The sequence below is a fragment of the Bradyrhizobium sp. in8p8 genome (assembly GCF_000426845.1).
In the GTDB taxonomy this organism is placed as follows: Bacteria; Pseudomonadota; Alphaproteobacteria; order Rhizobiales; family Xanthobacteraceae; genus Bradyrhizobium; species Bradyrhizobium japonicum_C.
Window position 1 is genome coordinate 608,699 of record NZ_AUGD01000002.1, and the last position, 24,043, is coordinate 632,741.

The following is a 24,043-nucleotide window of genomic DNA, read 5'->3' on the forward strand; positions in this document are numbered from 1 at the left end:
CGATCCCGCACCCGGTCCCTTCGGCGTTCCCTGAAACTTGCCCGCAGGCCTCAAGACCTGCGCGACGTTATCTTACTTCTTCAAGAGCGCGCACTTGCTCTCGGATAGCGGCGTGAAAGCCTGGTCGCCCGGCACGGTGCCGACCAGCTTGTAGAAGTCCCATGGTCCCTTGGACTCCGAGGGCTTCTTCACCTCGAACAGATAGGCGTTGTGGATGGTGCGCCCGTTCGGCTGGATCTCGCCCTTGCCGAACAGATCGTCCTCGGTCGGCATCGACTTCATCTTCTGGACGATCTTGACGCCGTCATGCGGGTTGCCGCCGAGGGCTTCCAGCGCCTTGAGATAATGACGCACGCCGGCATAGACGCCGGCCTGCACCATGGTCGGCGGCGCATTGTTCTTCATCCTCGCGGCAAAGCGCTTGGAGAACGCCCGGGTCTGGTCGTTCATGTCCCAGTAGAACGTCTCGGTGAAGTTGAGGCCCTGGGCCGTCTCCAGGCCGATCGCCTTGACGTCGGTGAGGAACAGCAAGAGGGCCGCGAGCTTCTGGCCGCCCTTGCCGATGCCGAACTCGGCCGCCTGCTTGATCGTGTTGGTGGTGTCGCCGCCGGCATTGGCAAGACCGATGATCTTGGCCTTGGACGACTGCGCCTGGAGCAGGAAGGAGGAGAAGTCCGGCGTATTCAGCGGATGCTTGACGCCGCCGACCACCTTGCCGCCGTTGGCGGTGACGACCGCGCTGGTGTCGCGCTCGAGCGCCGCACCGAAGGCATAGTCCGCGGTCAGGAAGAACCAGCTGTCGCCGCCGGCCTTCACCAGCGCCTGTCCGGTGGTGTGGGCCAGCATGTAGGTGTCGTAGGTCCAGTGCACGGTATTGGGCGAGCACTGCGCGTTGCTGAGGTCGGAGGTCGCCGCGCCCGAGTTGATGTAGACGCCGTTCTTCTCCTTGATGACGTTGTTGACGGCCAGCGCCACGCCGGAGTTCGGCACGTCGACGATGACGTCGACCTTGTCGACGTCGAACCACTGCCGCGCGATCGCGGTGCCGATATCGGGCTTGTTCTGGTGATCGCCGGAGATGATGTCGATCTTCCAGCCCTTCGCGGCGAGGCCGGAATCCTCAACGGCCATCTGCGCGGCGAGCGTCGAGCCCGGTCCGCCGAGGTCGGCATAGAGGCCGGACTGATCGGACAGCGCGCCGATCTTGACCGTCTTGTCCTGCGCGAAGGCTGCGCCTGTCACCGCGACGGCAAGAGCAGTGGTCAGCAGCAATGACGCAATCGACATGGTCTTCATGCAACTTTCCTTTTTGAATCTTCTTGTCGGCAATATCAGACACCGAGATAGGTGTGGAGCTTGTCCATGTTGGCGGCAAGCTCCGCGTTGGAAAATCCGTCAATGATCTTGCCGTGCTCGACCACGTAGTAACGGTCGGCGACGGTGGACGCGAAGCGGAAATTCTGCTCGACCAGGAGGATCGTGAACCCCTCCTTCTTGAGCCGCGCGATGGTGTGGCCGATCTGCTGGATGATGACGGGCGCCAGACCTTCGGTCGGCTCGTCCAGCATCAGGAAGCTCGCGCCGGTGCGCAGGATGCGCGCGATCGCCAGCATCTGCTGCTCGCCGCCGGACAGCTTGGTGCCCTGGCTGCCGAGCCGCTCCTTCAGGTTCGGAAAGAGCTCGAAGATCTGATCGAGCGGCAGTCCGCCCTCACGGACCACCGGCGGCAGCATCAGATTCTCCCGCACGTCGAGGCTGGAGAATATGCCCCGCTCTTCCGGGCAGAACGCGATTCCCATGCGCGCGATCTTGTCGGAGGTCGCGCGGATGATCTCTTGGTCGTTGAATTTCACCGAGCCGGAGCGCTTGCCGATGATGCCCATGATCGACTTTAGCGTGGTCGTCTTGCCGGCGCCGTTACGCCCGAGCAGGGTGACGACCTCGCCCGCATTCACGTCGAAGTTGATCCCGTGCAGGATGTGGGACTCGCCGTACCAGGCTTCGAGGTTGCGGACCTGGAGGATGTTTCCGCCGGTCGTGGCCATGGCCGGGGCCTCGGCGATCGCAGTGTCAGGCATGACCGGCTCCCAGATAGGCTTCCTTGACGCGCTCGTCCTTGGTGAGCTCGGAATAATGGCCCTGCGCGAGCACCTGACCGCGCGTCAGCACGGTGATGATGTCGGAGAGGTTGGCCACGACGCTCAGATTATGCTCGACCATCAGGATGGTATATTTCGCGGAGATGCGCTTGATCAGCGCCGCGATCTTGTCGATGTCCTCGTGGCCCATGCCGGCCATCGGCTCGTCGAGCAGCATCATCTCTGGGTCGAGCGCCAGCGTCGTTGCGATCTCAAGTGCGCGCTTGCGCCCATAAGGCATCTCGACCGCGGGCGTGTTCGCGAACTCGCTGAGGCCGACATCGTTCAGCAGCTCACGCGCCCGGTCGTTGAAGCGATTGAGCACCGACTTCGAGCGCCAGAAATCGAACGAAGAGCCATGCTGGCGCTGAAGCGCGACGCGGACGTTTTCCAGCGCGGTGAGATGGGGAAACACCGCTGAAATCTGGAACGAACGCACCAGACCCATGCGGGCGACGTCCGCCGGCGCCATCGCCGTGATGTCCTGCCCCTTGTACAGGATTTTTCCGGCTGACGGTTTGAGGAACTTGGTCAAGAGATTGAAGCAGGTCGTCTTGCCGGCCCCGTTCGGGCCGATCAACGCGTGAATGCTCCCACGGCGAACCTTGAGCGCAACGTCGCGTACGGCGAAGAAGCCCGCGAACTCCTTGGTCAAGCCTTCCGTTTCGAGAATGAACTCATCGGCCAAACAGATTTCCCCCTGCCCGCGCCAGGCGCGTGGCTGTCCTTGTTGCTTCGGCTGTCCGGAGGCCTTGGAGCCCACCCGGGCCGCCGCCTCCGGGCGCGGAATATGCCGGAGGTGACGGGGGTTAGGCAAGGCGGAAAGCTGAGCAGATCACGCCTCCGGCTGGGACAAATGCTCCCTTGGTCGGAGGTGTTTTGATGCGTGCCTGCCCGGCCTCCCGGTTCGCAAGGCACCGGCCATCAAGCCGTCGTTAACGGTCTTTCGCGCCGTGCGCCAGCCTTCATCAAAAATTTTCCCGCAGGCTGGATCATGCGGGGGTCTTCACGTGCGGAGAATATTGCTTTGGATTTTGCAGGCGCCGCTCCCTCCGTCGTCAAGTCGATCCGGCAACGCGATCTCCTGAACACGTGGCTGCGACTTTATGCGCGCCAGCAGATCGCGCCGGCGATCTGGGAGTATCAGCCCGCGCGGCTCGAGGAGGAGCTGTCGGATCTCATCTACTATACGGTGGATTTCTCGGCCCCGACGCCGCGCCTCATCATCCAGAGCGAAGGCACACGCATCTCCCGTGCCTATGGACATACCGGCAAGGGCGTTCCGCTGGATGACTATATCGGGCCGCAACTCGCGCCCCTCGTGATGCCGATCTACCATCAATGCGTGGCACGCGGACTGCCCGTCTACAGCGTGGCCGACGTCGAGGACATCTATGGGCGCAACGTCGCCTATGAAAGGCTGCTGCTGCCGTTCCAGACCGACGGCAAGGTCTGTCACGTCATCGCTTCGGTCAAGACCTTCTGCGAGGACGGGGGCTTTGAGATCAAGAACCTGATGCGCGGAAATGACGCGCTGCCGCGTCCAAAGATGCGCGCCGTAATTGATCGCGAGCTGTTTCATCGCGCTCCCGGCCGCATCTCCCCTGCGGAAGTGGTCGAGCTATCCGACCAGCCGGATTCCGGCATCGTCACCGAGATCATCGAGTTGAACTAGCAGTCAGCGCGCCTTGCCGCCGACCTCCTTGGCATAGATCTCCGGCTTGAAGCCGACCAGCAGCTTGCCGCCGACTTCCAGCACCGGCCGCTTGATTATCGATGGCTGCGCCAGCATCAATGCCAGCGCCTTTTTCTCGGTGAGCCCGTCCTTGTCGGAATCGGGCAGCTTCTTGAAGGTCGTCCCTGCGCGGTTGAGCAGCGTCTCCCAGCCGACCTTGCCGCTCCACCGCTCGAGCCGATCCTTCTCAACGCCCGCCGCCTTGTAGTCGTGAAACTCATAAGGCACACCATGGGCATCGAGCCAGGCGCGGGCCTTCTTCATGGTGTCGCAATTCTTGATGCCGTAGATGATGTTGGGCAAGACGGTCCTCGCGCATGGCGTATCGTGCTGGGGCCAACGTTGTACGAAACTCCGCTTCGCGCGACAATATTGCGAACCACCCAACTCTCCGAACGGACATCCCATGCACGTGACGCACGATCCCGCAGCCGCCGCCTCGCCGACCATCGACTTCAACAGCTTCCTCGCGGTCGATGTCCGCGTCGGCACGATCGTCGACGCCAAGCCGTTTCCGGAGGCGCGCAAGCCGGCGTGGCGGCTGTGGATCGATTTCGGCCCCGTCATCGGCGTGCGCAAGAGCTCGGCCCAGATCACCGAAAATCACCCACTCGATAGTCTCGTGGGGCAGCAGGTCGCGGCCGTCGTCAACTTCCCGCCGCGCCAGATCGGCCCCGTCGTCTCCGAGGTGCTGACGCTCGGCTTCCCCGATGCGAACGGCAAGGTCGTGCTGGTGCAGCCGAGCAAGCCCGTGCCGAACGGCGGCCGGCTGTTCTAATGAAGCATCACGGCCGCTGCGGAATGCTCAACCCGCGCTGCACCGCCGGACGCGCAAGGCCGCGTTCGAGCCAGGCACCGACGGTCTTGAACTGGCTGAACTCGACGAGATCGCCCGCCCCGTAGAAGCCGATGAGATTGCGCACCCAGCCGAGCATGGAGATGTCGGCGATAGTGTAGTCGTCATCCATGAACCATTGCCGGATGGAAAGATGCGTCTCCATCACGCCAAGCAGGCGCTTGGCTTCCGCGACGTAGCGGTCACGGGGCCGCTTGTCCTCGAAATCCTTGCCGGCAAATTTGTGAAAGAAGCCCACCTGGCCGAACATCGGCCCGATGCCGCCCATCTGGAAGTGCACCCACTGGATGGTCTGGTAGCGGCGCACGGCGTCTACCGGCAGCAGCTTGCCCGTCTTCTCCGCGAGGTATTGCAGGATCGCGCCGGACTCGAACAGCGGCAGCGGCCTGCCGCCGGGGCCGTCGGGATCGAGAATTGCGGGAATCTTGCCGTTCGGATTGAGCGAGAGGAATTCGGCCGTCTTCTGATCGTCCTTGCCGAAATCGACGAGATGAACCTCGTAAGGCAGCCCGATCTCCTCCAGCATGATCGAGACCTTGACGCCGTTCGGCGTGGGCAGGAGTAGAGCTGAAGCAGCTCGGGAGGCCTGGCCGGCCAGCGCTTGGTGATGGGGAAAACGGATAGATCAGACATCGGCACTCCGGCTGCATCGCACGATGTGGTCTAATCTAGGCGAGCCGGCGAACGGGGCAAGGTCAGCGCTCGAGGCGGAGCGTCGCTCAAGGCGACCTACAGCGGCACCGTCGCGGAAGCCACGACCGGAGTCCTTGTCTCATGCTGCAATCGATAGTCGATAAACCATCGGCCTGTCACCAGCAGCATGGCCGTGAATGAAATCGCAAGCATCGCAGTCGCCCACTGGCGAACATCATACATGATCGTTCTTCCCACTGACGTCTTTTGCCCTCAACGTCAGCTCCAGCACCATGTTCCGCGCCTTCTGCGAAAATATTGCCTATTTTTCCCGATTAATGACAAGCCGACAAGGTGATTGGATGGGAGCATCGGCGATGCTTGCGCGTTGTAGGCAGATGAACATCGAGAAGCGCGCCCTGCTCGACCACGCCAAACGCTGTCGCCGCGTCGCGAACAATCTCGCCCATGACGCAGCCGCGCGGCGGCTGCGGGCAATGGCCGAGACGTACGAAGCCAGAGCGGCAAGATTGGATGACGAGAGCGACTCCTTGGACCCGAGCCGAAACGGTCGCAGGCATTTCGGAGCTGAGATCGATCGGGAGAATTGATCGATTCAGTAGTTGATCTCCATCCGCAATCCGCGCGGATCGAATTCCTTGCCGCCGACGCGCTGCCTGCTGTCGCGCGCCGCGACCGCGCAGGCGCACGCGTCGATGAGGTCGTCGCGGGCGATGCCAGTGCCGTGACGCAGCTTCAGCCATTTCGGCAAACGCGTGAAGCCGCGTTGCTCAAGCAACGAAATGCGCTGTTCGAGCCCCTGCGCTGACGTCTTCTTTGCAAGACGGACTTGCCCAGCGAGATTCCAGAAGATCAACTCCGGATGCGCCTCGCCGATCGTCGCCTGTCTGGTCGGCGTCATGGCGTCGTCGACCTCTCTCAGCTTGTCCCTGATGTTCCAGAGCTGCACCGATATTCCCCTCCCCTCGCCTTCGTGCGCCCAGTAATGGCGATTGGCTGCGGCCATGTCGGGAAAGGTCCAGAGGTCGCGGCGTGCACCGAGAAAGACGGCGGGTCCTACCAGTTCGCGAGCCCGCAGATCGCAAGCGCGGTAGCCGCTCGATTTCAATCCGATCGGCATGTCGATCATCGCGCGCGCATGCCGCATCGCGAGCAGGCGCGTCAGGCCCGGTGAATAATCGAAGCCGTGGTCGCCACGATCGTCGATCCAGGCTGAGACCCAGCCGAAACGAAATCCATCGAGACCGAGAAAATTCGACGTCATGCGTGCGTCATCTTAATTTGCTCGAGCAGCTTCGCTTGACATTCACAAGTCGCGGGCGTATGTCCCGCGCCCTCGCAAACACTTCCGTTTGCGACAGACACCATGAACCGAGCGATGTTGCACCGCTACGAAAGAATTGTCCGCATGCCGAATAGCCCAGAGCTATTCGATGTTGCATGCCCGGCTCATGGGAGCGATCTTGCCTGACCGCAAGATCGACCGTCCGCTTCTCACGGACCCTCCCGAGCCTGCCGCTCCGGAGGGTTTTTTGTTGCCCGCCGCGCGGCCCAACCGAACAACCCGGCATCGGCCGGAACGGGAGACCCGGATCCCGGGGCTCGCGCTGAGAAGGCGCGTGCCCAAGTGCGCGGGGCCTGCCGGAGGGAACGAGGCGATGAGCCGGACACCGATGGCAGAGCGAACCCAACGGGTTCGCAAACGGCGGCGCGTCGACAGCGCCGCGATAGATTTTTTTTAACTCGGTTTGCCGCGAGTGGTCGCGGCTCAACCGACGCTGGTGGTGAAGATGTCGGATACTTCTCCGCAAGGCAAAGCGGGTGATGCCTCCTGCCTTTGACACACGCACCGGGATGCGGCCTCGGAAAAGGTACGCACGCGGCCCGGCGCAGGTCCCTCCGCAAGGACGGCCCTGCGTTGTCGTCACTGAAAGCCGATATCGCCCGTTCCCCAGCGTACCCATCAACGGCCAGTGCGACAGCATCGGCCCGGCGGTGGTGAAGATGTCTGTTACTTCGGTAGAGCGCCGTCCTGGCCTGCCAGGACGGAGGTCGCGGGTTCGAATCTCGCCGGCTGAAATGCCGTAGCTCAGTTCTTGCTCCTCGGAGCGGCAACAGCATCGCCCGTTCCCCGCCAACCCCATCACGATCCGTGGTGAAGATTTCTGTTACTTCGCCTGCAACGCGAGAGGTCGCGGGTTCGAATCCCGCCCGGTGTCCCATGCACCGGTAGCTCAGCGGATAGAGCGCTTTCCGGCAAGCTTGCGCTTGCCGGGTCACAGAATCGCCTGTTCCCGGATCGTGTCCCTTTCGCGCCGGTGGTGAAGAGCGCTGTTACTTCGTGAATCACACTGTCGAAGGTTCGACTCCTTCCGGACGCAAGTCCGTAGCTCAGCGGTAGAGCATGTGGAGCCCCTCGTGGGCAGGACAGCCTCGCTTGTTCCCCGGCACCCCGTTTCATTCACAATCAACCCAAGAGGAGGCCGTCATGGTCAGGCTCAACAAGATCGTTCGCGCCTTCACGCGGGAGGGCGCGCGTGCGAGGCGCTTCACGCCCGAGATGGAGCTGAAGCGGGCATTGATGAACTGCCTCCTGTGGGAGGACCAGTTCTACGAGGACGGCGTTGCGATCGCCGACCGCATCAAGGCCCTGGTGCCCAAGGTCGCGCCTGCCAAGGTCGCAGAGCTTGCGATCGAGGCGCGCGAGGTGATGAAGCTGCGGCACGCGCCGCTGCTCGTCATCCGCGAGATGGCGCGGAGCGAGAAGCACCGCGGCCTTGTCGCGGACACGCTCGCCCGGGTGATCCAGCGTCCCGACGAGATGACGGAGCTGCTCGCGATCTACTGGACGGATGCGCTGGGGCCGATGCAGCAGCGCAAGCGTCAGCCGGTTTCGGCGCAGGTGAAGAAGGGCCTAGCCCGGGCGCTGACCAAGTTCGACGCCTATCAGCTCGCCAAGTGGGATCGCGACGGCGCGGTGCGGATCAGGGACGTGCTGTTCCTGGTCCACGCCAAGCCGAAGGATGCCGGGCAGGCCAAGGTGTGGAAGCAGTTCGTCGATGGCGAGCTCGCCTCTCCCGACACCTGGGAGGTTTCGCTCTCGGCCGGCAAGAACAAGCGCGAGACCTTCGAGCGGCTGATCGCCGAGCGCAAGCTCGGCGGCCTGGCGCTGCTGCGCAATCTGCGCCTGATGCAGAATGCGCTGGTCCCGCGCGAGACCATCGCAGGGGCGATCGAGGCGATGCGGACGGATCGACTCCTTCCCTATCGCTTCATCACGGCGGCGCGCTACGCGCCGGACTTCGAGCCCGAGCTCGAGGCTGCGATGCTCAAATCGGTCAAGGACCATGTACGGCTTCCGGGCCGCACCCGGCTCCTGATCGACGTGTCGGGCTCGATGTTCGCGACCCTCTCCGCGCAGTCGGAAATGACGCGCGCGGAGGCGGCGTGTGGCCTTGCCATCCTCGCGCGCGAGATCTGCGACGAGGTCGAGATCTTCACCTTCTCAAACGAGGTCGTGAAGGTCCCGCCCCGCCGCGGCTTCGCGCTTCGAGATGCGATCATCAACTCGCAGCCGCATGGCGGAACCTATCTCGGCAAGGCCGTGACGGAGATCGACCGCAAGGGCGATCGCCTCATCGTCTTCACCGACGAGCAGAGCCACGACCAGGTGCCCGAGCCGAGGGCGCGCGGCACCATGGTCAACGTGGCCTCGTATCAGCACGGTGTCGGCCACGGCGCCTGGACCCGCGTCAACGGCTTCTCCGAGGCCGTGGTCGCGTGGATCGCAGCGTCGGAGACGGCGTCGAACTGATGCGGAACGACAGCGGCCCCGGACGCAGGAGACTGCGCCCGGGGCTTTAGAACTCACCGGATTGATCCGCCCGCCCGAGGATTGTGCGAGCGGAATGACAAGGACCCACCACCATGCGACGACCCGATCCCTACATGGAACGCGCCCGCGAGCTCTGCCTTGCCGCCGGCGTCGATCCCGACTCGCGCGTCGGCGAAGGACGCGGCCAGCCCGCCTGGTGCCTGTACAAGGATGCCGCGCGCAAGGAGCATCTTGCCCGCGAGGCCAATGCCACCGCAGACTCCATCGCCGAGTTCCGCACCCAGGACGCCCGCTTCCAGAATGCGCCGCTGAAGGTGTTCGGCCCGCACGAGGACGCGACCATCGCGCAGATGCGCAACTGCATGGCGGTCGGCAACGTCGTATCCGGCGTGATCTGCGCCGACGGCCATCTCGGTTACGCCCAGCCGGTCGGCGGGGTCATCGCCTATGAGAAGCAGATCAGCATCTCCGGCGTCGGCTTCGACATCGGCTGCGGCAACATGGCGGCCCGGCTCGACACCCGCTTCGCCGACATCGCGCAGATCGCTCCAACGATCATCCGCGACGTCGCCAAGGTGATCTCGTTCGGCGTCGGCCGTGCCAACGCCGAACGGGCCGAGCACGAACTGTTCGACGACGGCGACGCCTGGCGCGAGAGCGACATGGAGGATTACCGCAAGAAAGCGGTGAGCCAGCTCGGCACTGTCGGATCGGGCAACCATTATGTCGACCTCATGCGCGACGAGGAAGGCTTCGTCTGGATCGGCGTCCATTTCGGAAGCCGCGGTCTCGGGCACACCTCCGCGACGCGCTACCTCAAGGCTGCCGGCGGCAAGGACGGCATGAACGTTCCGCCGGCCGTGGTTGACGAGGACAGCGAGCTCGGCCGCCGCTACATCGCGGCGATGCAGCTCGCCGGGCGCTATGCCTATGCGGGCCGCGAATGGGTCGTCGAGCGCGTCCGCCAGATCATCGGCGGCAGCGTGACCGAGACGGTGCACAACCACCACAACTACGCCTGGCGTGAGACCCACGACGGCAAGGATCTGTGGGTGGTGCGCAAGGGCGCGACGCCGGCGTTTCCCGGCCAGAAGGGATTCGTCGGCGGCTCGATGGGCGACGATGCCGTCATCCTCGAAGGCGTCGACAGCCCGGAGGCCAGGGCCTCGCTCTACTCGACCGTGCACGGCGCCGGCCGCCTGTTCGGACGAAGGGAGGCGAAGCGGCGCTTCTCGCGGGCGGAGATGGACCAGTGGCTCAACGAGCGCGGCGTCACCTTGATCGGTGCCGACCTCGACGAGAGCCCGATGGCCTATCGCCGCCTGCCGGACGTGCTGGCGCAACATGCGGGCACCGTGAAGGTGCTGCACACGTTGCGGCCGTTCGCGGTCGCGATGGCCGGCGAAGGCGAGTTCGATCCCTGGAAGGACTGACAACGACGAGCGGGAGGCCCAACCTCCCGCTCGCTTTGCCCTTGTCGCAGCCTGAGACAGACGAACGAGCCGACTCTCGCGTCAGTTCGCGCCTACGGCCTGGTAGGCCAGCCGCTTGAACTCGAAGAAGAACGGATTCCAGAAGCCCATGTAGCGCTGGGCCATCAGCACACCCGCAGTATTGGCCTCCGGGCAGATCCACCAATGGGTGCCGGCAAGACCGCCCCACTGGAATTCGCCGGTCGAATTCGGAGGGTCGAACGGCGTCGGCGCGAAGGTGACGGCGCCGCCGAGACCGAAGCCCTTGCCGGGGATCGGCCCGAGAGTTGCGAAACGGATGGTCTGCCCCGCTCCTAGCTGGTTCGTCATCATCAGCCGCAGCGTCGCCGGCTTCAGCAGCGCATCAGACCCGGGCAGCAGCGCACGCACCAGTGCGAGCATATCAGGCAAGGTAGAGACCAGACCGCCGCCGCCCGAGAGCCTCGGGAATGGCCGCCGATAGGCCTGCGGAAAGGGAAGATTGTCGGCACGCGTGAGACCCGGCTTCATAGGGTCAAGCACGTCAGCACCATTGTAGAGCGCGACCAGCCTGCCCTGCTGCGCCTCCGGCACGTGGAAGCCGGTATCGATCATGCCGAGCGGGTCGAAGATGCGCGCTTTGAGAAAGACGTCGAGCGGCTGGCCCGAGACGACCTCAACGACACGGCCGAGTACGTCGGTCGCCACTGAATATTCCCAGGCCGTGCCTGGATGATAGGACAGCGGCAGATCGGCAAGCTTGTCGATCAGGTCCGAGAGCGGGGTCAGAGGATTGAGCACACGCGCATCGTTGTACCCCTTGAACAGCACCGTGCCGGGATCGAAGATGCCGTAGCTCAGGCCGGAGGTGTGGGTCAGAAGCTTGCGGATCGTGATCGGGCTTGTTGCGGGCTCGACGTCCGAGAGACTTGCCGCGCCCTGCTTCAGCACCTTGCGATTGCCAAGCTGCGGCAGGACCTTTTCGACGGGGTCATCGAGCCCGATGCCGCCTTCCTCGACCAGCAGCATGATCGCGCAGGTGACGAAGATCTTGGTGTTGGAGAACGCGCGGAAAATATGGTCCGGCCGAAGCGCTGTGTTCGCCTCGCGATCGGCAAAGCCGACGCATTGCTGATCGAGCACTTCGCGCCCGCGCAGCACCGCCCAGGATGCGCCTGGAATGATCTCCTGATCGACGTAGCGCTGCATCGCCGTCCGTGCGGCGGAAAAATCAGGTGTCCTGGCGTCCATGTAATCCCCCCTGTTATGGTTGGAATCGATATAGCGCGAATTCGTGCAATATGAAGCCCTACGCGCGGCTCATGCCTGTTTCATTAGCGCAGTGACGTGCAGGCGCCGGCGAATCCACATGCCCTGCCGTTCGTAGAGCGCGATCGCCGACGTGTTGCTGGAAAACACGTGCAGGAACGGAATCTCGCCGCGAGCCTCGATCCGGCGCGCGACCGCCGCGAGCAACGCCTGCGCGTAGCCCCGCCCACGGTAGTCCGGATGCACGCAGACGGCGGTCATCTCGACAAACTTTCCCGGCTTCATGCGCTCCCCCGTCATCGCAACCAGTTCGCCGCCGGAGCGAATGCCGAGGAACGTGCCGAGCTCATGAGTACGCCGCGCGAATGGACCGGGCTTCGTCAGCTCGGTCAGTGCCATCATCGCGGGCACGTCGGCCGCCCCCAACGTGACGATCTCGGCATCGCGCAACGGGCTGTCGGCCGGCGAGCCGATCATCTGCTCACCTGTATCGGCGAGCACCACCTTGAAGCCCGCGGGAACCTCGACCGGCTCCGGCGTGAACAGCGCAGCCACCTGAGAACCGGACAGCAGATCACCGAGCGCAGCAAAGCTTTCCGCCGACATGTCGGCCATGTCGGCAAACGGCGTCATGTCCACGGGATAGCGCAGCGCCCGTGGGCCGCCTTCGGCCAGGTGCCTCTGGCTCGTCGTCAACGCGCTCCAGATCGGACGATCCAGCAGCGCCAGATCGGTGTCGGACATTGGCCTAGTCCTTGTCGAAGCTGACGATCACGGCCGCATTGGCGATCAGGATCGGATCGTTGGCCGCTTCCGTGGCCGAGGGAATCTCCAGCCCGCCTTTGACCGCCGTAACCGTTACGGTGCCGTAAGGCAGCTCCTTGGCGACGGCTTCCTTGTCGACGGCCTCCGGGTTGGGCACCGCAATCGTGACGTCGACGAACATGTCGTTCGCGGTCTTCCCGATCATCCGGAAGAAGCCGAGGCTCGAATGTCGGATCGCATCGGACACCGCGCGCTTTGCCGCCTTGGTAGCGTCCCTGCCGTGAACGTCGACGCCCATGCCCATCTCGGTGACACAACGAACGCGGGTCATTTCATAGTCCTGTGGTTGGGTTGGTAATGCTCAAGCGGATTGTTATCGCATTTGGGCCGATCCGCATACTCCGTCATTGCGACGAGCGGAAGCGACGGACCAATCCAGCCGCCTCTCAAGAACGATTCTGGATTGCTTCGCTGCCCTCGCAATGACGTGTGTAGCGGAGAAGGCCCAGACTCACGCCTTTGCCTTCTCGTGCGCCCTTAGCTCATCCACCAGCACTCGCACGTTCTCCGAATAATCGACCGGGATGGAGACCAGATGCACGCCGCCCTCCTGGAATGCCTCTTCCAGCGTCGGTCCGAAGCGGTCGATGCTCTCGATGCGATGTCCTTTCGCGCCATAAGCCTTCCCGTAGACAACGAAGTCGGGATTGCGGAAGGTCATGCCGTAGTCAGCGAAACGATCGACGGCCTGCTTCCAGCGGATCATGCCGTAGGCATTGTCCTCCAGCACCAGCACGACCAGATTGAGCTTGAGTCGGACAGCCGTCTCCATCTCCTGGCTGTTCATCATGAAACCACCGTCGCCGGCAATGGCGAGCACGCGGCGGTCGGGATATAGCATCGCGGCCATCATCGCCGACGGGAGGCCGGCGCCCATGGTCGCAAGCGCGTTGTCGAGCAGCAGCGTGTTCGCGACTCGGGTGCGGTAGTTGCGCGCGAACCAGATCTTGTACATGCCGTTGTCGAGCGCGACGATGCCGTTCTCCGGGATCACCCGGCGGATGTCGTGCACGATCCGCTGCGGGGTCGGCGGCCAGCGCGCTTCGGTGGCCCGGTCGGCGAGGTGCTTCAATATCTCTTCGCGCAGCGGGAGCAGCGCCGCCGCCTGCGGCAGCCTGCCTTCGATCCGATCCGCGAGCAGCTCCAGACTTGGGCCGACGTCGCCGACGACCTCGGCGTCGGGAAAGTAGACCAGCTCCACGCTCGCCGGCGTGTAGCTCACGTGAATCACCTTCGGGCCCGCCGGCCCCATGATGAATGGCGGCTTCTCGATCGGGTCGTGTCCGATGGCGACGATCACATCAGCCGCATCGATCGCGTCGTGGACGTAGTCTCGCTCGGACAGCGCTGCCGTGCCCATGTAGAGGTTGGTGCCGCCGGGCACGGTGCCCTTCCCCATTTGCGTGGTGAAGAACGGAATCCCGGTCCGCTGCACGAAGCTTGCGATGCCATGCGTCGATCGCGGTCGGCTGGTCGCAGCGCCCATCATCACCAGCGGACGCTTTGCTGCCAAAATCAGTTCGGCGGCCCGATCGAGCGCAACGTGATGGGCAACCGGAATCTCGATCGGATGAACCGGAATCACGGGAGCCGGCGGCACTTCATCGCCCGCGATGTCCTCGGGCAGCTCGAGATGCACCGGCCCGGGCCGCTCCTCCATCGCGACGCGAAAGGCATCGCGCACCACGGTCGGGATGCTGGAGGCGCTGACGATCTGCCGCGACAGCTTCGTCAGCGGCTTCATGGTCGCGACCACGTCCACGATCTGAAAGCGCGCCTGCCGGCTGCTCATGATCGGCTTCTGTCCGGTGATCAGGATCATCGGCATGGCACCGAGATGCGCGTAGGCGGCGCCCGTAGACAGGTTGAGAGCACCAGGACCAAGTGTCGACAGACAGACGCCGGGCTTCCCGGTCAGCCGACCATGGGTAGCGGCCATGAAGGCCGCAGCCTGCTCGTGGCGGGTCAGGATCAGCTCGATTTTGGAGGTGCGGAGGGATTCGACCAGATCGAGATTCTCTTCGCCGGGAATGCCGAAGATTTTGTCAACGCCCTCATTCTCAAGCGCCGCAACGAACAGATCCGATCCCTTGACCTTGCGCTCCTGCCCGCTCATGTCGTCTCCGCTTGCTGTGCTGGCTCGGCCGCGTGCCGCCGCAGCCGGCACATGGTAGCGAGCTTCCGCTCCGGCACAACTCACAATGAGGCGCACAATTGCGCCCGATCGGTTCGCCACCGTTGACAGGTCATTTTATCTGACTAAAGTCAGACATCATGCTCGACCCGGTCTCCCGCGTCCGCCGCTTCAACCGTGCCGTCACCTCCGCCGTCGGCGCGCTCGACACCTCCTTTCTCGGACGCGGCCGGCCGCTTGGTGCGGCGCGCGTGCTCAATGCGATCGGGCACGGGCGTTCCGATGTGGCGGAGATCCGCGACTATCTCGCTCTCGATTCAGGGCTGATGAGCCGCCTGCTGCGCAGCCTCGAAGACGAGGGGCTGATCGAGACCGCCGCGCATGAGGACGATGCGCGGCGGCGTGTCGCAAAATTGACGCGCGCGGGCCGGCGCGAGTTCGCGGCCTACGAAGCGCTGTCGAACGCGCAGGCGGAAGGCCTCCTCGCGCAACATTCGCAGCGCGAGGCCTTATTGGCGGCAATGGACCTGATTGCCTCCGCGCTGACGCGCGAGCGCGTCGCACTTGACGAGGTGGACCCGCGGAGCGAACAGGCGCGCTACTGCCTCGGCGAGTACTATGCCGAGCTCGGGCGCCGCTTCAGCCAGGGCTTCGACGTCTCGCTCTCGCGCGATCCTGATGCCAAGGACATGCGCCGGCCGCGCGGCACCTTCATCGTCGCGATGTCGGACACACTGCCGATCGGTTGCGTCGGGTTGAAGGGAACTGATCACGGCTACGCCGAGATCAAGCGGCTGTGGGTCGCGCCGGCAGCCCGCGGATTGCGGCTCGGCCGGCGCCTGATGGATGCAGCCGAGGATGCAGCGCGGGAACTCGGCATCGGGCTGCTGCGGCTCGACACCAACAGCGCGCTGCCCGAAGCCGGCCAGCTCTATCGCAGCACGGGCTGGCGCGAGATTCCCCGCTTCAACGATGATCCCTATCCGGACCTCTTCTTCGAGAAGCGCCTCTGAGCTGGACCTGTTTGCGGTGCTCGTGCGTTGCGACCCGGACCACAGGAGCCTCGCCATGACGACAGACGAGCTCGCCGAGTTCTACCGCGACTACATCGCCTGCCTGAACCGGCGAGACTGGCCGGCGCTCAGACAATTCGTGCACGAAGACGTCGCCCACAACGCGCGGCCCCTCGGGCTGCCGGGCTATCGCGCGATGCTGGAACGGGACATTCGGGAGATTCCCGATCTGCAATTCCACATCGAGATGCTGATCTCCGCGCCACCCCGCATCGCCGCCCGACTGAAGTTCGATTGCGCACCAGTCGGGACATTCCTGGGTCTTGCCGTCAACGGCAAGCGCGTGTCCTTCTGCGAGAACGTGTTCTACGAATTTCGCGACGGCAAGATCCGGCAGGTCTGGTCGGTGATCGACAAGCTCGCGATCGAGGCGCAACTCTGACGCCCCGCCTTCATCCGGAGCTCACGCCGGCGCCGGCGCCACCTCGCCTTGCGGCTTTGCGAACGGCCGGAACGTCATCGCCATCAGGAACGCACCAAGGCCCATCGCCCACGAGGCGATGTAGAGCCAGGCGTAGCTCGAGAAGGCGTCGTAGATCAGGCCGCCGGCGAGCGGGCCCGTGGCCATGCCGAGGCTGCCGGCCATCGCCGTGCCGCCGATCACCGTGCCCATCATCCTGAGCGGAAAGTTCTCGCGGATGAGGACGGCGTAGAGCGGCATGGTGCCGGCGTAGATGAAGCCGAAGATGGCGCCGACCGCGTAGAACGTGGCAAGCTGGTTGGCGAAGACATAGGCGAGCGCGCCGAAGGCCTGCAGCAGCAGCCCAGAAACCAGCACGCGCTTGGCGCCGAAGCGGTCGCCCATCAGGCCGAAGGCGATGCGCCCGCCCAGGCCGGCAAACCCCTCGATGCTGTAGATCGTCACCGCCGCGACCAGCGGAATGCCGCAGCTCACGGCATAGCTGACGGTGTGGATGATCGGACCCGAATGGGTCGCGCAGCAGAAGAAGTTGGTCGCGAGCAGGATGAGGAATTGCGGCGAGCGCAGCGCGTCGCCCATCGACATCTCGGCCTGCGCAGCGCCCTCGCCCGGTGCGACAGCAGCCTGCGCGAGCGCCGGCGGACGGCGCACCAGGAACGAGACCGGGATCATGATGGCCCCGACCACGAGCGCGATGATCTGCATCGAGGTGCGCCAGTCGTGGCCGGAGACGAGCCAGGCCGCCAACGGCGACATCGTCATCGGCGCCATGCCCATGCCGGCGGAGACCAGCGACACCGCGAGGCTGCGGTTTGTGTCGAACCAGCCGGTGACGGTCGCCATCATCGGCGCGAAGATCGCCGCACAGGACGCGCCGACCAGGAGGCCGAACACGATCTGGAACACGATCAGCGAGGTCGCATGGCTCGCGGCTAACAGGCTGAGCGTGAGCACGATCGATCCCGTCAGCACCACGGGCAACGGGCCGAAGCGATCGGTCAGCGTGCCCCAGGCCATGCTGGTGAAGGCCATCGCCAGGAAGCCGACCGTCATCGCGCTGGAAATGCCGGTCACCGACCACCCGGTGTCCTTTGCGATCGGCTGCAGGAACACCGGCAGCGAAAACATGCCGCCGACTGCGACGCAGCCGAGCAGGCCGCCGGCGGCGACGATCACCCAGCGATAGTTGGAAGAAGTCATTTGGGTCTCCCGTCAGATCTGTCTGGGTGAAAGACGAACGGGAACCGCCGCAGTCGACAAGCTGATGCATATTGTGTGGCATCGTTTGCGAGCTGCCAACAAGCCTGCGAAAACAACCCCATGCACAGTAGCCGGTCGCTGCAGGATCAATGACTTACGGCGTCAGCAACGTGCAAGGCCTGGACCGTCCTTTGACTCGTCGGGCAAAACACCGGCACAAATGCCACATCCCGCCGATCCTGATCTCGTCCACGACTCCGATCGTGACCACGGCTGGTCCGTTCGACGGCCGGTTCCCGCACAGGGACGTCACGCCGTATGCGGCGTGACGTCCCTGCGAATTTTCATGCGGCGGCACGACGCCGCCAATCCGTGACGGTCAACCAGACCGCCGAGACCAGGAAGTAGAGCGCGCCGACCGCGGCATAGCCCGCGACATTCGAGATCGACGGGATTGCTGGCATCGAGGCCTGAAAGATGAAGAAGCCGCCCGCCAGCGCCGACTGGCCTCCGCTGAGAACCATGGCCCATTGCGCGCCAAACAGCTTCCAGCGCCGCAAGGCAGTGCCGAGTTGGAGCAATCCGGACAGGATCGCCCAGGCGCCGAAGATTCCGAGCACCCAGTTCATGCTGACCTGCAAGGCCAGGATGACCGCAATGGTGGTCGCCAGGCTGACGAGCACGTTGAGGCCCTGCGTGCGGTTCTGGTTCAACCCGCCGTTCGAGAGCGCGTCGAGATAGTTGGCCGCGGCGTCCCATGCCGGATACGCAACGAGTAGCGTCGCCGCGATCACCGCAGATGACGGCGCGATGGCCAAGGCCAGAACGACCCAGCCAACGGAAAACGCCGCCCGCAGGAAGTAGTACTGCTTCAGCCATTGATCGGCCGTATCCGAGGTCAGTTCATGAGCTCTCACTTCTTTTTCCTTACCTACTAGTTGGTAGATTACGAAGCGGATGCATGCCCACCGCGCGGGCTTGCACCGCGTCGATCTCCTCAGTGCCTGCTGGAAAGCCGATCCAGCAGCGGCCGCGTGATGGTCCCGAACATCTTGGGATCGCCATAGGCGCGCGCCGACAGCATCGCGCCGTGAACGGTTGCCATAAACGATTCCGCCTCGATCCTTGCCGTGCTGGCGAGTTGCAATCGTCCCTGCCGCTTGCCGCGCTCCATCGCCGAGGTCAGCCACGAGGCCAGCGCGCGGAAATGAGCTCGCACTTCAACGGCGACTTCCTCGGGCAAGATCGGAAGCTCGCTTGCCAGGAGCGCACACACGCAGAACGGAGCCGTCGCGTCCTTGATACATACCTCCCAGTACGCGATGTAGCTTCTGAGCTGCTCGCCGGGATCCGCAACGTTGCGTTCAAGCGCCGCCAGTCCGGCTTGCGCCTCCTCGCGATAGCGCGACACGAGGGTCCGGACCAGATCGACTTTGCTGGCGAAATGGTGGTGAATGCTCGGCTTGCGGATGCCGACGACATCGGCGATGTCGGCGTAGCTGAAGCCGTTGTAGCCGCCCGCGATGATCAGGGTGCGCGCGCAGGCGAGAATGTCGTTGGCTGTGGATGAAACGTTGCTCATGGCCAGTCATCTACCTTCCAGTTGGTAGATACTCAAGATGAGAGTGCTTCAATGATCCGTGAGTGGTAGGAGCCTCCATGACCATCCGCCCTGTCCTCCGCTACCCCGACCGCCGGCTTGCGAGCCCTGCCCGTCCGGTCACTGATTTCGACGACGCCTTGCGCGAGCTTGCGCTGGACCTGCTTGATACGATGCGCGCTGCGCCCGGCATCGGCATCACGGCGCCGCATATCGGCGTGCCCTTCCGTGTCGTCGTGCTGGAGCTCGATGCCGAGGCCGGCCCGCAGACCTACGTCAACCCGGAGATCACATGGAGGTCGCCCGAGATGATCCTGCATCGCGAGGGCAGCGTCTCCATGCCGGGGATCAATGACGAGGTGCAGCGTCACGCCCGCGTGCGGATCAGCTATCAGGATCTCGACGGCAACATGCACGCCGAGGAGTCGGAAGGTTTGCGCGCGGTCTGTCACCAGCACGAAATTGACCAGCTTGACGGCATGTTCTGGATCCAGCGGCTGTCGCGGCTAAAGCGGGAGCGGCTGATCAAGAAGTTCGAGAAGATGTCGCGGAGTTCACAGGCTGGATGAGAGAAGCGGAGCGGCACCATATACGCTCCCGCAGTCCGGACTGTGCTGCGACGCTCAAGCCCTCTTCCCGCCGCGCTTGGTCATTGGCGCGGTGCGACGTTCGCGTTTGCCTCGCGCGATCTCGGTCGCCAGCGCATCGAGCTTCGGCTCCCAGAACGTCCTGAACTGGCCGATCCACGAATCCACGGCGCGGAGGCCCGCAGCGTCCACCGAATAGAGGCGCCGTTGCGCCTCCGCCCGCACGGTCGCAAAACCGCTCTCGCGCAGCACCTTGAGGTGCTGCGAGACTGCCGCCTGCGTGATGCCGAACTCGGCCCCGATCGCTTCGACGACCTCACCGGATGCCATTTCCCCGGGCGCGAGCAGCTCGAGGATGCGACGGCGCACGGGATCGGCGAGGACTTCGAAGGCGTGCATCAGCTTCCTGTGCCGGGATGCGTGATATCGGGCGGCGTCTCGCCGCGATAAAAGGCGATGGTGCGGTCCGACCGCTCCTTCGCCGTGGCCGGATCGACCCCGCCTGCCACATGCGCCGCACGCCAAGATTCGCCGCTTGTCGTCATAAAGTCCTTGCCCTCCGGCGAGACCATCCAGGCCTCGGCCGTTTCATGATCGACCGATGCTCCGGTCGCAAGGTAGCGCTCAAGACCCGCAAGCGCGAGGTCCCAACCGATGCCCACCGCACCCGGGCCGAACTGGTCCCAATGATCCCCAATGATCGCGGTGTGCTCAAGCGTCAAGCGCGCCTGGCTTCGCTCTGCGCTCAGAGTGACGTCGATCCAGCTCGTGGCGCCGCCGAATTCCCACGTCGCTGCAAAATGGGTCGGCGGCGTGCAGGAGGTGATGGTGCCGCCGGCATTGCCCTTGACCTGGTAGCGTCCACCGAGCCGAAGGTCACCCTCGACCGGCGCGAACCAGCGCGGGATGCGCTCCCTGCTGGTCACGGCGTCCCAGAGATCGTCGACGCTGGTGTCGTAGAGCCGCGTCAGCGTCACCGCACTCGCCGGCTTGCCGTCCTTGTCGAAGCTCCTCACCGAGCGCGTCACAAGCCCCAAGACCCGGGCGACGTCGATCTGCATTTTCGGTTCTCCCTGGCGTTCTCCTGTCGAACCAATATCGATTTCCAATTATATAAGTCAATACTTATATTATGAATGCTCCACTGCGTCAAACCGCCTCGCGCGGCGAGGCGAACCAAACAACGGCCACGGCGTCTATTCGTGCCTCCCCAGCCACACAAGACGGAACGATGTCATGAAAGTTCGCAAATTCGCCCTCGCCGGCGCTTCGCTCGAACGCTCGCCGGGACAAGACGGCGATATCTTCGCCGGCAATGTGATCGACCAACGCCACGGCGGCCCCATCACGATCGGTTTCGGCCGCTACGCGCCGAACCAAAATCTCGATGAGACGATGAAGGTCGACGATGTCATGATCGTCCTCGAAGGCAAGCTGTCGGTCACGAGCGACGGCAACACCGTGACCGCGGGGCCCGGCGAGATCGTCCATATGCCGAAGGGCGAGACCGTCACGATCCGCTCACACGAGCAAGGCGCCGTCACCGCCTACGTCACCTATCCGCATTGGCAGGAGGCGTGACGACGCCGCTTGAGGGGTGACGGGGCAGTCGCGCAACTCACTTCGTTCGTCCCGGATCTCGCTTTCGCTCCATCCGGGCTACGAAGAAGCCAGTCTTGACGCGCCCTACCCGCCCGCCATCAGCGCCTTCGCCAGCGCCATGTAGGCCGGCAGCGTCAGCGGGTCGTTGGCGGCGTTGCCGGCCATGGGATGCGAGGCGTAGCGCGCGATCACCATCTCGGCCTTGGGGTCGATGTAGATGCCTTGACCGTAAACGCCGCGCGCCATGTAGGCGCCATGTTCGTTGTGGGTGACCCACCACTGATTACGGTATGACGCGCCGGGCAGTGTGGTGTAGCCGGCCGGCTTGAATTTTTCGGGATCGCCGCCGCGCGCGATATCCTCGACCACCCTCGGCGGCACGATCTGGCGGCCGTTGAAGCGGCCGTGATTGCGCATGGTCTCACCGAAGCGGGCGAGATCGCGCAGCGTGGTGGAGAGACCGCCGCCCCCGCTCTCCGTGCCGATGCGATCGACGTGATAATGCGCGTCCTCCTCCGCTCCCATCGGCTGCCAGATGCGCTCGGAGAGCAAATCGGAGAGAGACATGCCGCTGACGCGCCGGCAGATCCAAGCGAGCACGTCGGTGTTGACGGTCTTGTAGGCGAAGGCCTTGCCGTGCTCGCCCTGCTTCTTCTGCGCGATGAGGAAATCAAAGATGGTGGTCGGGCCGTCGTAGTCGGGCGGGATGGGAGCCATGCCGTTGGCACGCCGCAGGCCCCACACGTCCGAATTCTTGTCGGTGTAGACCTCGGTGTAGAGGAGCCCCGTGGTCATATCCATGACCTCATGCACGCGCGCATCGCCAAACGCGCTTGCCTTCAGCTCCGGCACGTAGTCCGTCACCGGTGCCTGCGGATCGATCTTGCCCTCGGCGACCAGCATGCCGGCGAGCACGCCGGTGAACGACTTCGTCACCGACATGCCGATATGCGGCTTGTGCGGCTTCAGCGCGCCGAAATAGCGCTCATAAATCAGCGTGCCCCGGTGCAAAACCGCGATGCCATCGGCATAGGTCTCCTCCAGCATCTTCGCGAACGTCATTGGCCGGCCGTCCATCGTGGTCGAAGCGACCGTGCCGATGTCATGGTCGTCCCGCGGCAGCACCGACGCCGGCCCCGCCCCGCGCCACACATTCACCGTCGGCACCAGCTGGCGGATGTTGCTCCAGGCCCAGCGCAGTTCGGGGAAGCTGCGGAACGAGCCGTCCTGGAAGGTGATGGTGCGGTCGGGCGAGGGCGGAAAGCCGCGCATCCAGCCGAGGGCTTCGGGGTCGGTTTCAACGGCAGTGGCGGGAGGCTGGCTGGCGGCAGTCGCGACGGGCATCAAGGCGGGCTCCGGAGGGGGCGATACGGATGTCGTATCACGAGAGGACGTGACGGAGATCCGACGTTTGCGCCGGGCGCCTACGCGCGGTCGGGACGGCAGCAGCGGCCGGCTGCGACCAGGCAGAGGCCCGATCTGCTTATGCTACAGCGACGCTAGTCGCCCTCTCCTTTCACTGCGACAGGAATTTGAAGGGCTCGGCCGGTGCGAACTTGTCCGACACTTCTCCTGCATAGATCGGGCGGCTGGTGAGATCGAGGCGGCGGGGCTTGGAGCCGGCGGCCAGATCGAGCTTGGCGAGGTCAACCCAGAAGATCGAGGGATTGTAGGACGACTCGAAATAGTACCGCTTGGCCTGAATGTCGGAAACCGAGCGCCAGATGGTCCCGGCGATATTCGGCTTGCCCGCCTCGGCAAGGCCGAGCGGCACCGAGATCGCGCGGATCATGGAGAAGGACGTGGCCACTGCCAGCCTGTTGTCCTTCTCCTTCGGAGCATACTGGAGAGCCCAGCTCGCGCGCACGAAGCGGTCGGAAGAATTGATCGTGCCCGGCAGGAACGAGAGGCCGTCGATGTTTTTCCAGTAGGTCGAGATCGCCAGCTGCTGGTCGAAAGGCGGCGAGTTCGTCATGACCGTATAGGATCGGTTGTGGTGAATGACGAGCTTGCCTTTCACGTACTCGAAGATCGCGCTGTCCCCGGAGGCGTCCGCCAGGGACAGGTGCCCGCCTGCGGCGTTGCCATCGGGAAGCGCTGGCGCGACAATGGCAAACGGCTCGCGCGAGAGGGCTTCGACGGCCTCGGCCACTGTCGCGAAGTTGTCGAGTGCATATTGAGTCCAGGCTCCGACCGACATCAGCGGCTTGCCCGAGGCCTTGGCGTCGCCATAGTCGGTCTCGACGAGGTAGAGCGTGTTGGCGACGAGGCCGGCGGTGTTCATGCCTTCGACGGTCGCGATGTTGTAGAAGGATGCGACCACGGACCCGTATTTCGACGTCCAGGAGACGGAGCCACGCCCCACGCCTCCGTCGCGCGCCATCCCTTGCGGGAACGCCCAGAGATCGGTCCTGGGATCCTCCATCCAGTCCATCGACCGCGCAACGATATAGGTCTTGTTTCCCGTCTCGTAGACGAATCGCGTGCAGGCATCGGCGGCCGCGCTCGTGAGTGTGAGGGCGATACAAACCACCCGCCCAAAGATCCGGATCTTCTTCATAAGACAACCTGTTACCGTGCAACGATCGGCAGACTGTCGGGGCAATATAAGCTGAATGTCAACGCCCTCACCGCCTACCACACGGATCGAGCCACTTCCCCGG

At 64.1% G+C, this 24,043-nt stretch carries 26 protein-coding genes and 1 pseudogene; 9 read left to right on the forward strand and 18 right to left on the reverse strand.

Going from position 1 to position 24,043, the window contains the following annotated elements:
* Window positions 1-72: 72 nt before the first annotated feature.
* The 3 genes from K408_RS0108395 to K408_RS0108405 are packed head-to-tail and all read right to left on the reverse strand — an operon-like array spanning window position 73 to window position 2,826.
* Window positions 73-1,296 carry an ABC transporter substrate-binding protein gene (locus K408_RS0108395; protein ID WP_024338161.1) on the reverse strand — a complete coding sequence of 408 codons (1,224 nt, stop codon included), beginning with the start codon at window positions 1,294-1,296 and terminating at the stop codon, window positions 73-75.
* 35 nt (window positions 1,297-1,331) lie between these two features.
* A complete protein-coding gene (locus tag K408_RS0108400) occupies window positions 1,332-2,078 on the reverse strand; it encodes an ABC transporter ATP-binding protein (protein WP_024338162.1) in 747 nt (248 codons plus the stop codon).
* A complete protein-coding gene (locus K408_RS0108405; RefSeq protein WP_008551999.1) occupies window positions 2,071-2,826 on the reverse strand; it encodes an ABC transporter ATP-binding protein in 756 nt (251 codons plus the stop codon). The genes K408_RS0108400 and K408_RS0108405 overlap by 8 nt, the downstream gene beginning before the upstream one ends.
* 306 nt (window positions 2,827-3,132) lie before the next feature.
* On the opposite strand from K408_RS0108405, the gene K408_RS0108410 reads away from it, so the two are divergent.
* A complete protein-coding gene (locus K408_RS0108410) occupies window positions 3,133-3,813 on the forward strand; it encodes a PAS domain-containing protein (protein WP_024338163.1) in 681 nt (226 codons plus the stop codon).
* Between the two features lie 3 nt (window positions 3,814-3,816).
* On the opposite strand, the gene K408_RS0108415 is transcribed toward K408_RS0108410, so the two are convergent.
* Window positions 3,817-4,176 (reverse strand): ArsC family reductase, encoded by a 360-nt coding sequence (locus tag K408_RS0108415; RefSeq protein WP_024338164.1) that lies wholly within the window; start codon window positions 4,174-4,176, stop codon window positions 3,817-3,819.
* A gap of 103 nt (window positions 4,177-4,279) precedes the next feature.
* On the opposite strand from K408_RS0108415, the gene K408_RS0108420 reads away from it, so the two are divergent.
* Complete coding sequence (locus K408_RS0108420) at window positions 4,280-4,651, forward strand: tRNA-binding protein (RefSeq protein ID WP_024338165.1); 372 nt, start codon at window positions 4,280-4,282, stop codon at window positions 4,649-4,651.
* A 7-nt stretch (window positions 4,652-4,658) separates the two neighbouring features.
* On the opposite strand, the pseudogene K408_RS37805 reads toward K408_RS0108420, so the two are convergent.
* Window positions 4,659-5,362 (reverse strand): annotated as a pseudogene (locus tag K408_RS37805) (glutathione S-transferase family protein).
* Between the two features lie 96 nt (window positions 5,363-5,458).
* Window positions 5,459-5,605 carry a hypothetical protein gene (locus K408_RS42680; protein WP_196232360.1) on the reverse strand — a complete coding sequence of 49 codons (147 nt, stop codon included), beginning with the start codon at window positions 5,603-5,605 and terminating at the stop codon, window positions 5,459-5,461.
* A gap of 50 nt (window positions 5,606-5,655) precedes the next feature.
* Here K408_RS42680 and K408_RS0108435 point away from each other — a divergent pair, with 50 nt between their 5' ends.
* Entirely contained in the window at window positions 5,656-5,973 is a 318-nt protein-coding gene (locus tag K408_RS0108435) for a hypothetical protein (RefSeq protein WP_155248329.1), read from the forward strand.
* 5 nt (window positions 5,974-5,978) lie between these two features.
* Here K408_RS0108435 and K408_RS0108440 read toward each other — a convergent pair whose 3' ends face one another.
* Window positions 5,979-6,647, reverse strand: coding sequence for a DUF429 domain-containing protein (locus tag K408_RS0108440; RefSeq protein ID WP_024338167.1), 669 nt, complete (start codon window positions 6,645-6,647; stop codon window positions 5,979-5,981).
* Between the two features lie 1,224 nt (window positions 6,648-7,871).
* On the opposite strand from K408_RS0108440, the gene K408_RS0108450 reads away from it, so the two are divergent.
* Window positions 7,872-9,197, forward strand: coding sequence for a TROVE domain-containing protein (locus K408_RS0108450; protein ID WP_024338169.1), 1,326 nt, complete (start codon window positions 7,872-7,874; stop codon window positions 9,195-9,197).
* Between the two features lie 113 nt (window positions 9,198-9,310).
* A complete protein-coding gene (locus K408_RS0108455) occupies window positions 9,311-10,651 on the forward strand; it encodes an RtcB family protein (protein ID WP_024338170.1) in 1,341 nt (446 codons plus the stop codon).
* A gap of 81 nt (window positions 10,652-10,732) precedes the next feature.
* On the opposite strand, the gene K408_RS0108460 is transcribed toward K408_RS0108455, so the two are convergent.
* From K408_RS0108460 to K408_RS0108475, 4 genes are all read right to left on the reverse strand, one after another.
* A complete protein-coding gene (locus K408_RS0108460; protein WP_024338171.1) occupies window positions 10,733-11,920 on the reverse strand; it encodes a serine hydrolase domain-containing protein in 1,188 nt (395 codons plus the stop codon).
* 69 nt (window positions 11,921-11,989) lie between these two features.
* The gene (locus tag K408_RS0108465) at window positions 11,990-12,682 is read right to left on the reverse strand and encodes a GNAT family N-acetyltransferase (protein WP_024338172.1); all 693 of its coding nucleotides are present in this window, start codon (window positions 12,680-12,682) and stop codon (window positions 11,990-11,992) included.
* 4 nt (window positions 12,683-12,686) lie between these two features.
* Window positions 12,687-13,034, reverse strand: a complete 348-nt coding sequence (locus tag K408_RS0108470; protein WP_024338173.1) for a Lin0512 family protein — start codon at window positions 13,032-13,034, stop codon at window positions 12,687-12,689.
* A gap of 180 nt (window positions 13,035-13,214) precedes the next feature.
* Window positions 13,215-14,879, reverse strand: coding sequence for an acetolactate synthase large subunit (locus K408_RS0108475; protein ID WP_024338174.1), 1,665 nt, complete (start codon window positions 14,877-14,879; stop codon window positions 13,215-13,217).
* Window positions 14,880-15,037: 158 nt separating this feature from the next.
* On the opposite strand from K408_RS0108475, the gene K408_RS0108480 reads away from it, so the two are divergent.
* Together K408_RS0108480 and K408_RS0108485 are read left to right on the forward strand one after the other, a co-directional pair.
* Entirely contained in the window at window positions 15,038-15,910 is an 873-nt protein-coding gene (locus tag K408_RS0108480; RefSeq protein WP_024338175.1) for a bifunctional helix-turn-helix transcriptional regulator/GNAT family N-acetyltransferase, read from the forward strand.
* A 55-nt stretch (window positions 15,911-15,965) separates the two neighbouring features.
* The gene (locus K408_RS0108485; protein ID WP_024338176.1) at window positions 15,966-16,352 is read left to right on the forward strand and encodes an ester cyclase; all 387 of its coding nucleotides are present in this window, start codon (window positions 15,966-15,968) and stop codon (window positions 16,350-16,352) included.
* A 21-nt stretch (window positions 16,353-16,373) separates the two neighbouring features.
* Here K408_RS0108485 and K408_RS0108490 read toward each other — a convergent pair whose 3' ends face one another.
* The 3 genes from K408_RS0108490 to K408_RS0108500 all read right to left on the reverse strand — a co-directional run bounded on the left by K408_RS0108490 (window position 16,374) and on the right by K408_RS0108500 (window position 19,173).
* On the reverse strand, window positions 16,374-17,591 hold the full coding sequence (locus tag K408_RS0108490) for an MFS transporter (RefSeq protein WP_024338177.1): 1,218 nt from the start codon (window positions 17,589-17,591) through the stop codon (window positions 16,374-16,376).
* Between the two features lie 344 nt (window positions 17,592-17,935).
* Window positions 17,936-18,508, reverse strand: coding sequence for a membrane protein (locus K408_RS0108495; RefSeq protein ID WP_024338178.1), 573 nt, complete (start codon window positions 18,506-18,508; stop codon window positions 17,936-17,938).
* Window positions 18,509-18,588: 80 nt separating this feature from the next.
* Window positions 18,589-19,173 carry a TetR/AcrR family transcriptional regulator gene (locus tag K408_RS0108500; protein ID WP_024338179.1) on the reverse strand — a complete coding sequence of 195 codons (585 nt, stop codon included), beginning with the start codon at window positions 19,171-19,173 and terminating at the stop codon, window positions 18,589-18,591.
* A 77-nt stretch (window positions 19,174-19,250) separates the two neighbouring features.
* On the opposite strand from K408_RS0108500, the gene K408_RS0108505 reads away from it, so the two are divergent.
* Window positions 19,251-19,760 carry a peptide deformylase gene (locus K408_RS0108505; protein ID WP_024338180.1) on the forward strand — a complete coding sequence of 170 codons (510 nt, stop codon included), beginning with the start codon at window positions 19,251-19,253 and terminating at the stop codon, window positions 19,758-19,760.
* 54 nt (window positions 19,761-19,814) lie between these two features.
* On the opposite strand, the gene K408_RS0108510 is transcribed toward K408_RS0108505, so the two are convergent.
* Both K408_RS0108510 and K408_RS0108515 read right to left on the reverse strand, forming a co-directional pair.
* Entirely contained in the window at window positions 19,815-20,177 is a 363-nt protein-coding gene (locus K408_RS0108510) for an ArsR/SmtB family transcription factor (protein ID WP_024338181.1), read from the reverse strand.
* Complete coding sequence (locus K408_RS0108515) at window positions 20,177-20,839, reverse strand: SRPBCC family protein (protein WP_024338182.1); 663 nt, start codon at window positions 20,837-20,839, stop codon at window positions 20,177-20,179. Before K408_RS0108515 ends, K408_RS0108510 begins: the two co-directional genes overlap by 1 nt.
* A gap of 175 nt (window positions 20,840-21,014) precedes the next feature.
* Here K408_RS0108515 and K408_RS0108520 point away from each other — a divergent pair, with 175 nt between their 5' ends.
* Window positions 21,015-21,359: a cupin domain-containing protein gene (locus tag K408_RS0108520; protein ID WP_024338183.1), complete on the forward strand. Its 345-nt coding sequence runs from the start codon at window positions 21,015-21,017 to the stop codon at window positions 21,357-21,359.
* Between the two features lie 105 nt (window positions 21,360-21,464).
* Here K408_RS0108520 and K408_RS0108525 read toward each other — a convergent pair whose 3' ends face one another.
* Both K408_RS0108525 and K408_RS0108530 read right to left on the reverse strand, forming a co-directional pair.
* Window positions 21,465-22,724: a serine hydrolase domain-containing protein gene (locus tag K408_RS0108525; protein WP_024338184.1), complete on the reverse strand. Its 1,260-nt coding sequence runs from the start codon at window positions 22,722-22,724 to the stop codon at window positions 21,465-21,467.
* A gap of 172 nt (window positions 22,725-22,896) precedes the next feature.
* The gene (locus K408_RS0108530) at window positions 22,897-23,940 is read right to left on the reverse strand and encodes a linear amide C-N hydrolase (protein WP_024338185.1); all 1,044 of its coding nucleotides are present in this window, start codon (window positions 23,938-23,940) and stop codon (window positions 22,897-22,899) included.
* Window positions 23,941-24,043 lie beyond the last annotated feature (103 nt).

What these genes read in the sequence shown, in the direction of transcription:
- K408_RS0108395 (WP_024338161.1), bottom strand. Translation starts at nt 1,296, where the DNA reads ATGAAGACCATGTCGATTGCGTCATTGCTGCTGACCACTGCTCTTGCC.
- K408_RS0108400 (WP_024338162.1), bottom strand. Translation starts at nt 2,078, where the DNA reads ATGCCTGACACTGCGATCGCCGAGGCCCCGGCCATGGCCACGACCGGC.
- K408_RS0108410 (WP_024338163.1), top strand. Translation starts at nt 3,133, where the DNA reads ATGCGGGGGTCTTCACGTGCGGAGAATATTGCTTTGGATTTTGCAGGC.
- K408_RS0108420 (WP_024338165.1), top strand. Translation starts at nt 4,280, where the DNA reads ATGCACGTGACGCACGATCCCGCAGCCGCCGCCTCGCCGACCATCGAC.
- K408_RS42680 (WP_196232360.1), bottom strand. Translation starts at nt 5,605, where the DNA reads ATGTATGATGTTCGCCAGTGGGCGACTGCGATGCTTGCGATTTCATTC.
- K408_RS0108435 (WP_155248329.1), top strand. Translation starts at nt 5,656, where the DNA reads ATGTTCCGCGCCTTCTGCGAAAATATTGCCTATTTTTCCCGATTAATG.
- K408_RS0108440 (WP_024338167.1), bottom strand. Translation starts at nt 6,647, where the DNA reads ATGACGTCGAATTTTCTCGGTCTCGATGGATTTCGTTTCGGCTGGGTC.
- K408_RS0108450 (WP_024338169.1), top strand. Translation starts at nt 7,872, where the DNA reads ATGGTCAGGCTCAACAAGATCGTTCGCGCCTTCACGCGGGAGGGCGCG.
- K408_RS0108455 (WP_024338170.1), top strand. Translation starts at nt 9,311, where the DNA reads ATGCGACGACCCGATCCCTACATGGAACGCGCCCGCGAGCTCTGCCTT.
- K408_RS0108460 (WP_024338171.1), bottom strand. Translation starts at nt 11,920, where the DNA reads ATGGACGCCAGGACACCTGATTTTTCCGCCGCACGGACGGCGATGCAG.
- K408_RS0108465 (WP_024338172.1), bottom strand. Translation starts at nt 12,682, where the DNA reads ATGTCCGACACCGATCTGGCGCTGCTGGATCGTCCGATCTGGAGCGCG.
- K408_RS0108470 (WP_024338173.1), bottom strand. Translation starts at nt 13,034, where the DNA reads ATGACCCGCGTTCGTTGTGTCACCGAGATGGGCATGGGCGTCGACGTT.
- K408_RS0108475 (WP_024338174.1), bottom strand. Translation starts at nt 14,879, where the DNA reads ATGAGCGGGCAGGAGCGCAAGGTCAAGGGATCGGATCTGTTCGTTGCG.
- K408_RS0108480 (WP_024338175.1), top strand. Translation starts at nt 15,038, where the DNA reads ATGCTCGACCCGGTCTCCCGCGTCCGCCGCTTCAACCGTGCCGTCACC.
- K408_RS0108485 (WP_024338176.1), top strand. Translation starts at nt 15,966, where the DNA reads ATGACGACAGACGAGCTCGCCGAGTTCTACCGCGACTACATCGCCTGC.
- K408_RS0108490 (WP_024338177.1), bottom strand. Translation starts at nt 17,591, where the DNA reads ATGACTTCTTCCAACTATCGCTGGGTGATCGTCGCCGCCGGCGGCCTG.
- K408_RS0108500 (WP_024338179.1), bottom strand. Translation starts at nt 19,173, where the DNA reads ATGAGCAACGTTTCATCCACAGCCAACGACATTCTCGCCTGCGCGCGC.
- K408_RS0108505 (WP_024338180.1), top strand. Translation starts at nt 19,251, where the DNA reads ATGACCATCCGCCCTGTCCTCCGCTACCCCGACCGCCGGCTTGCGAGC.
- K408_RS0108510 (WP_024338181.1), bottom strand. Translation starts at nt 20,177, where the DNA reads ATGCACGCCTTCGAAGTCCTCGCCGATCCCGTGCGCCGTCGCATCCTC.
- K408_RS0108515 (WP_024338182.1), bottom strand. Translation starts at nt 20,839, where the DNA reads ATGCAGATCGACGTCGCCCGGGTCTTGGGGCTTGTGACGCGCTCGGTG.
- K408_RS0108520 (WP_024338183.1), top strand. Translation starts at nt 21,015, where the DNA reads ATGAAAGTTCGCAAATTCGCCCTCGCCGGCGCTTCGCTCGAACGCTCG.
- K408_RS0108525 (WP_024338184.1), bottom strand. Translation starts at nt 22,724, where the DNA reads ATGCCCGTCGCGACTGCCGCCAGCCAGCCTCCCGCCACTGCCGTTGAA.
- K408_RS0108530 (WP_024338185.1), bottom strand. Translation starts at nt 23,940, where the DNA reads ATGAAGAAGATCCGGATCTTTGGGCGGGTGGTTTGTATCGCCCTCACA.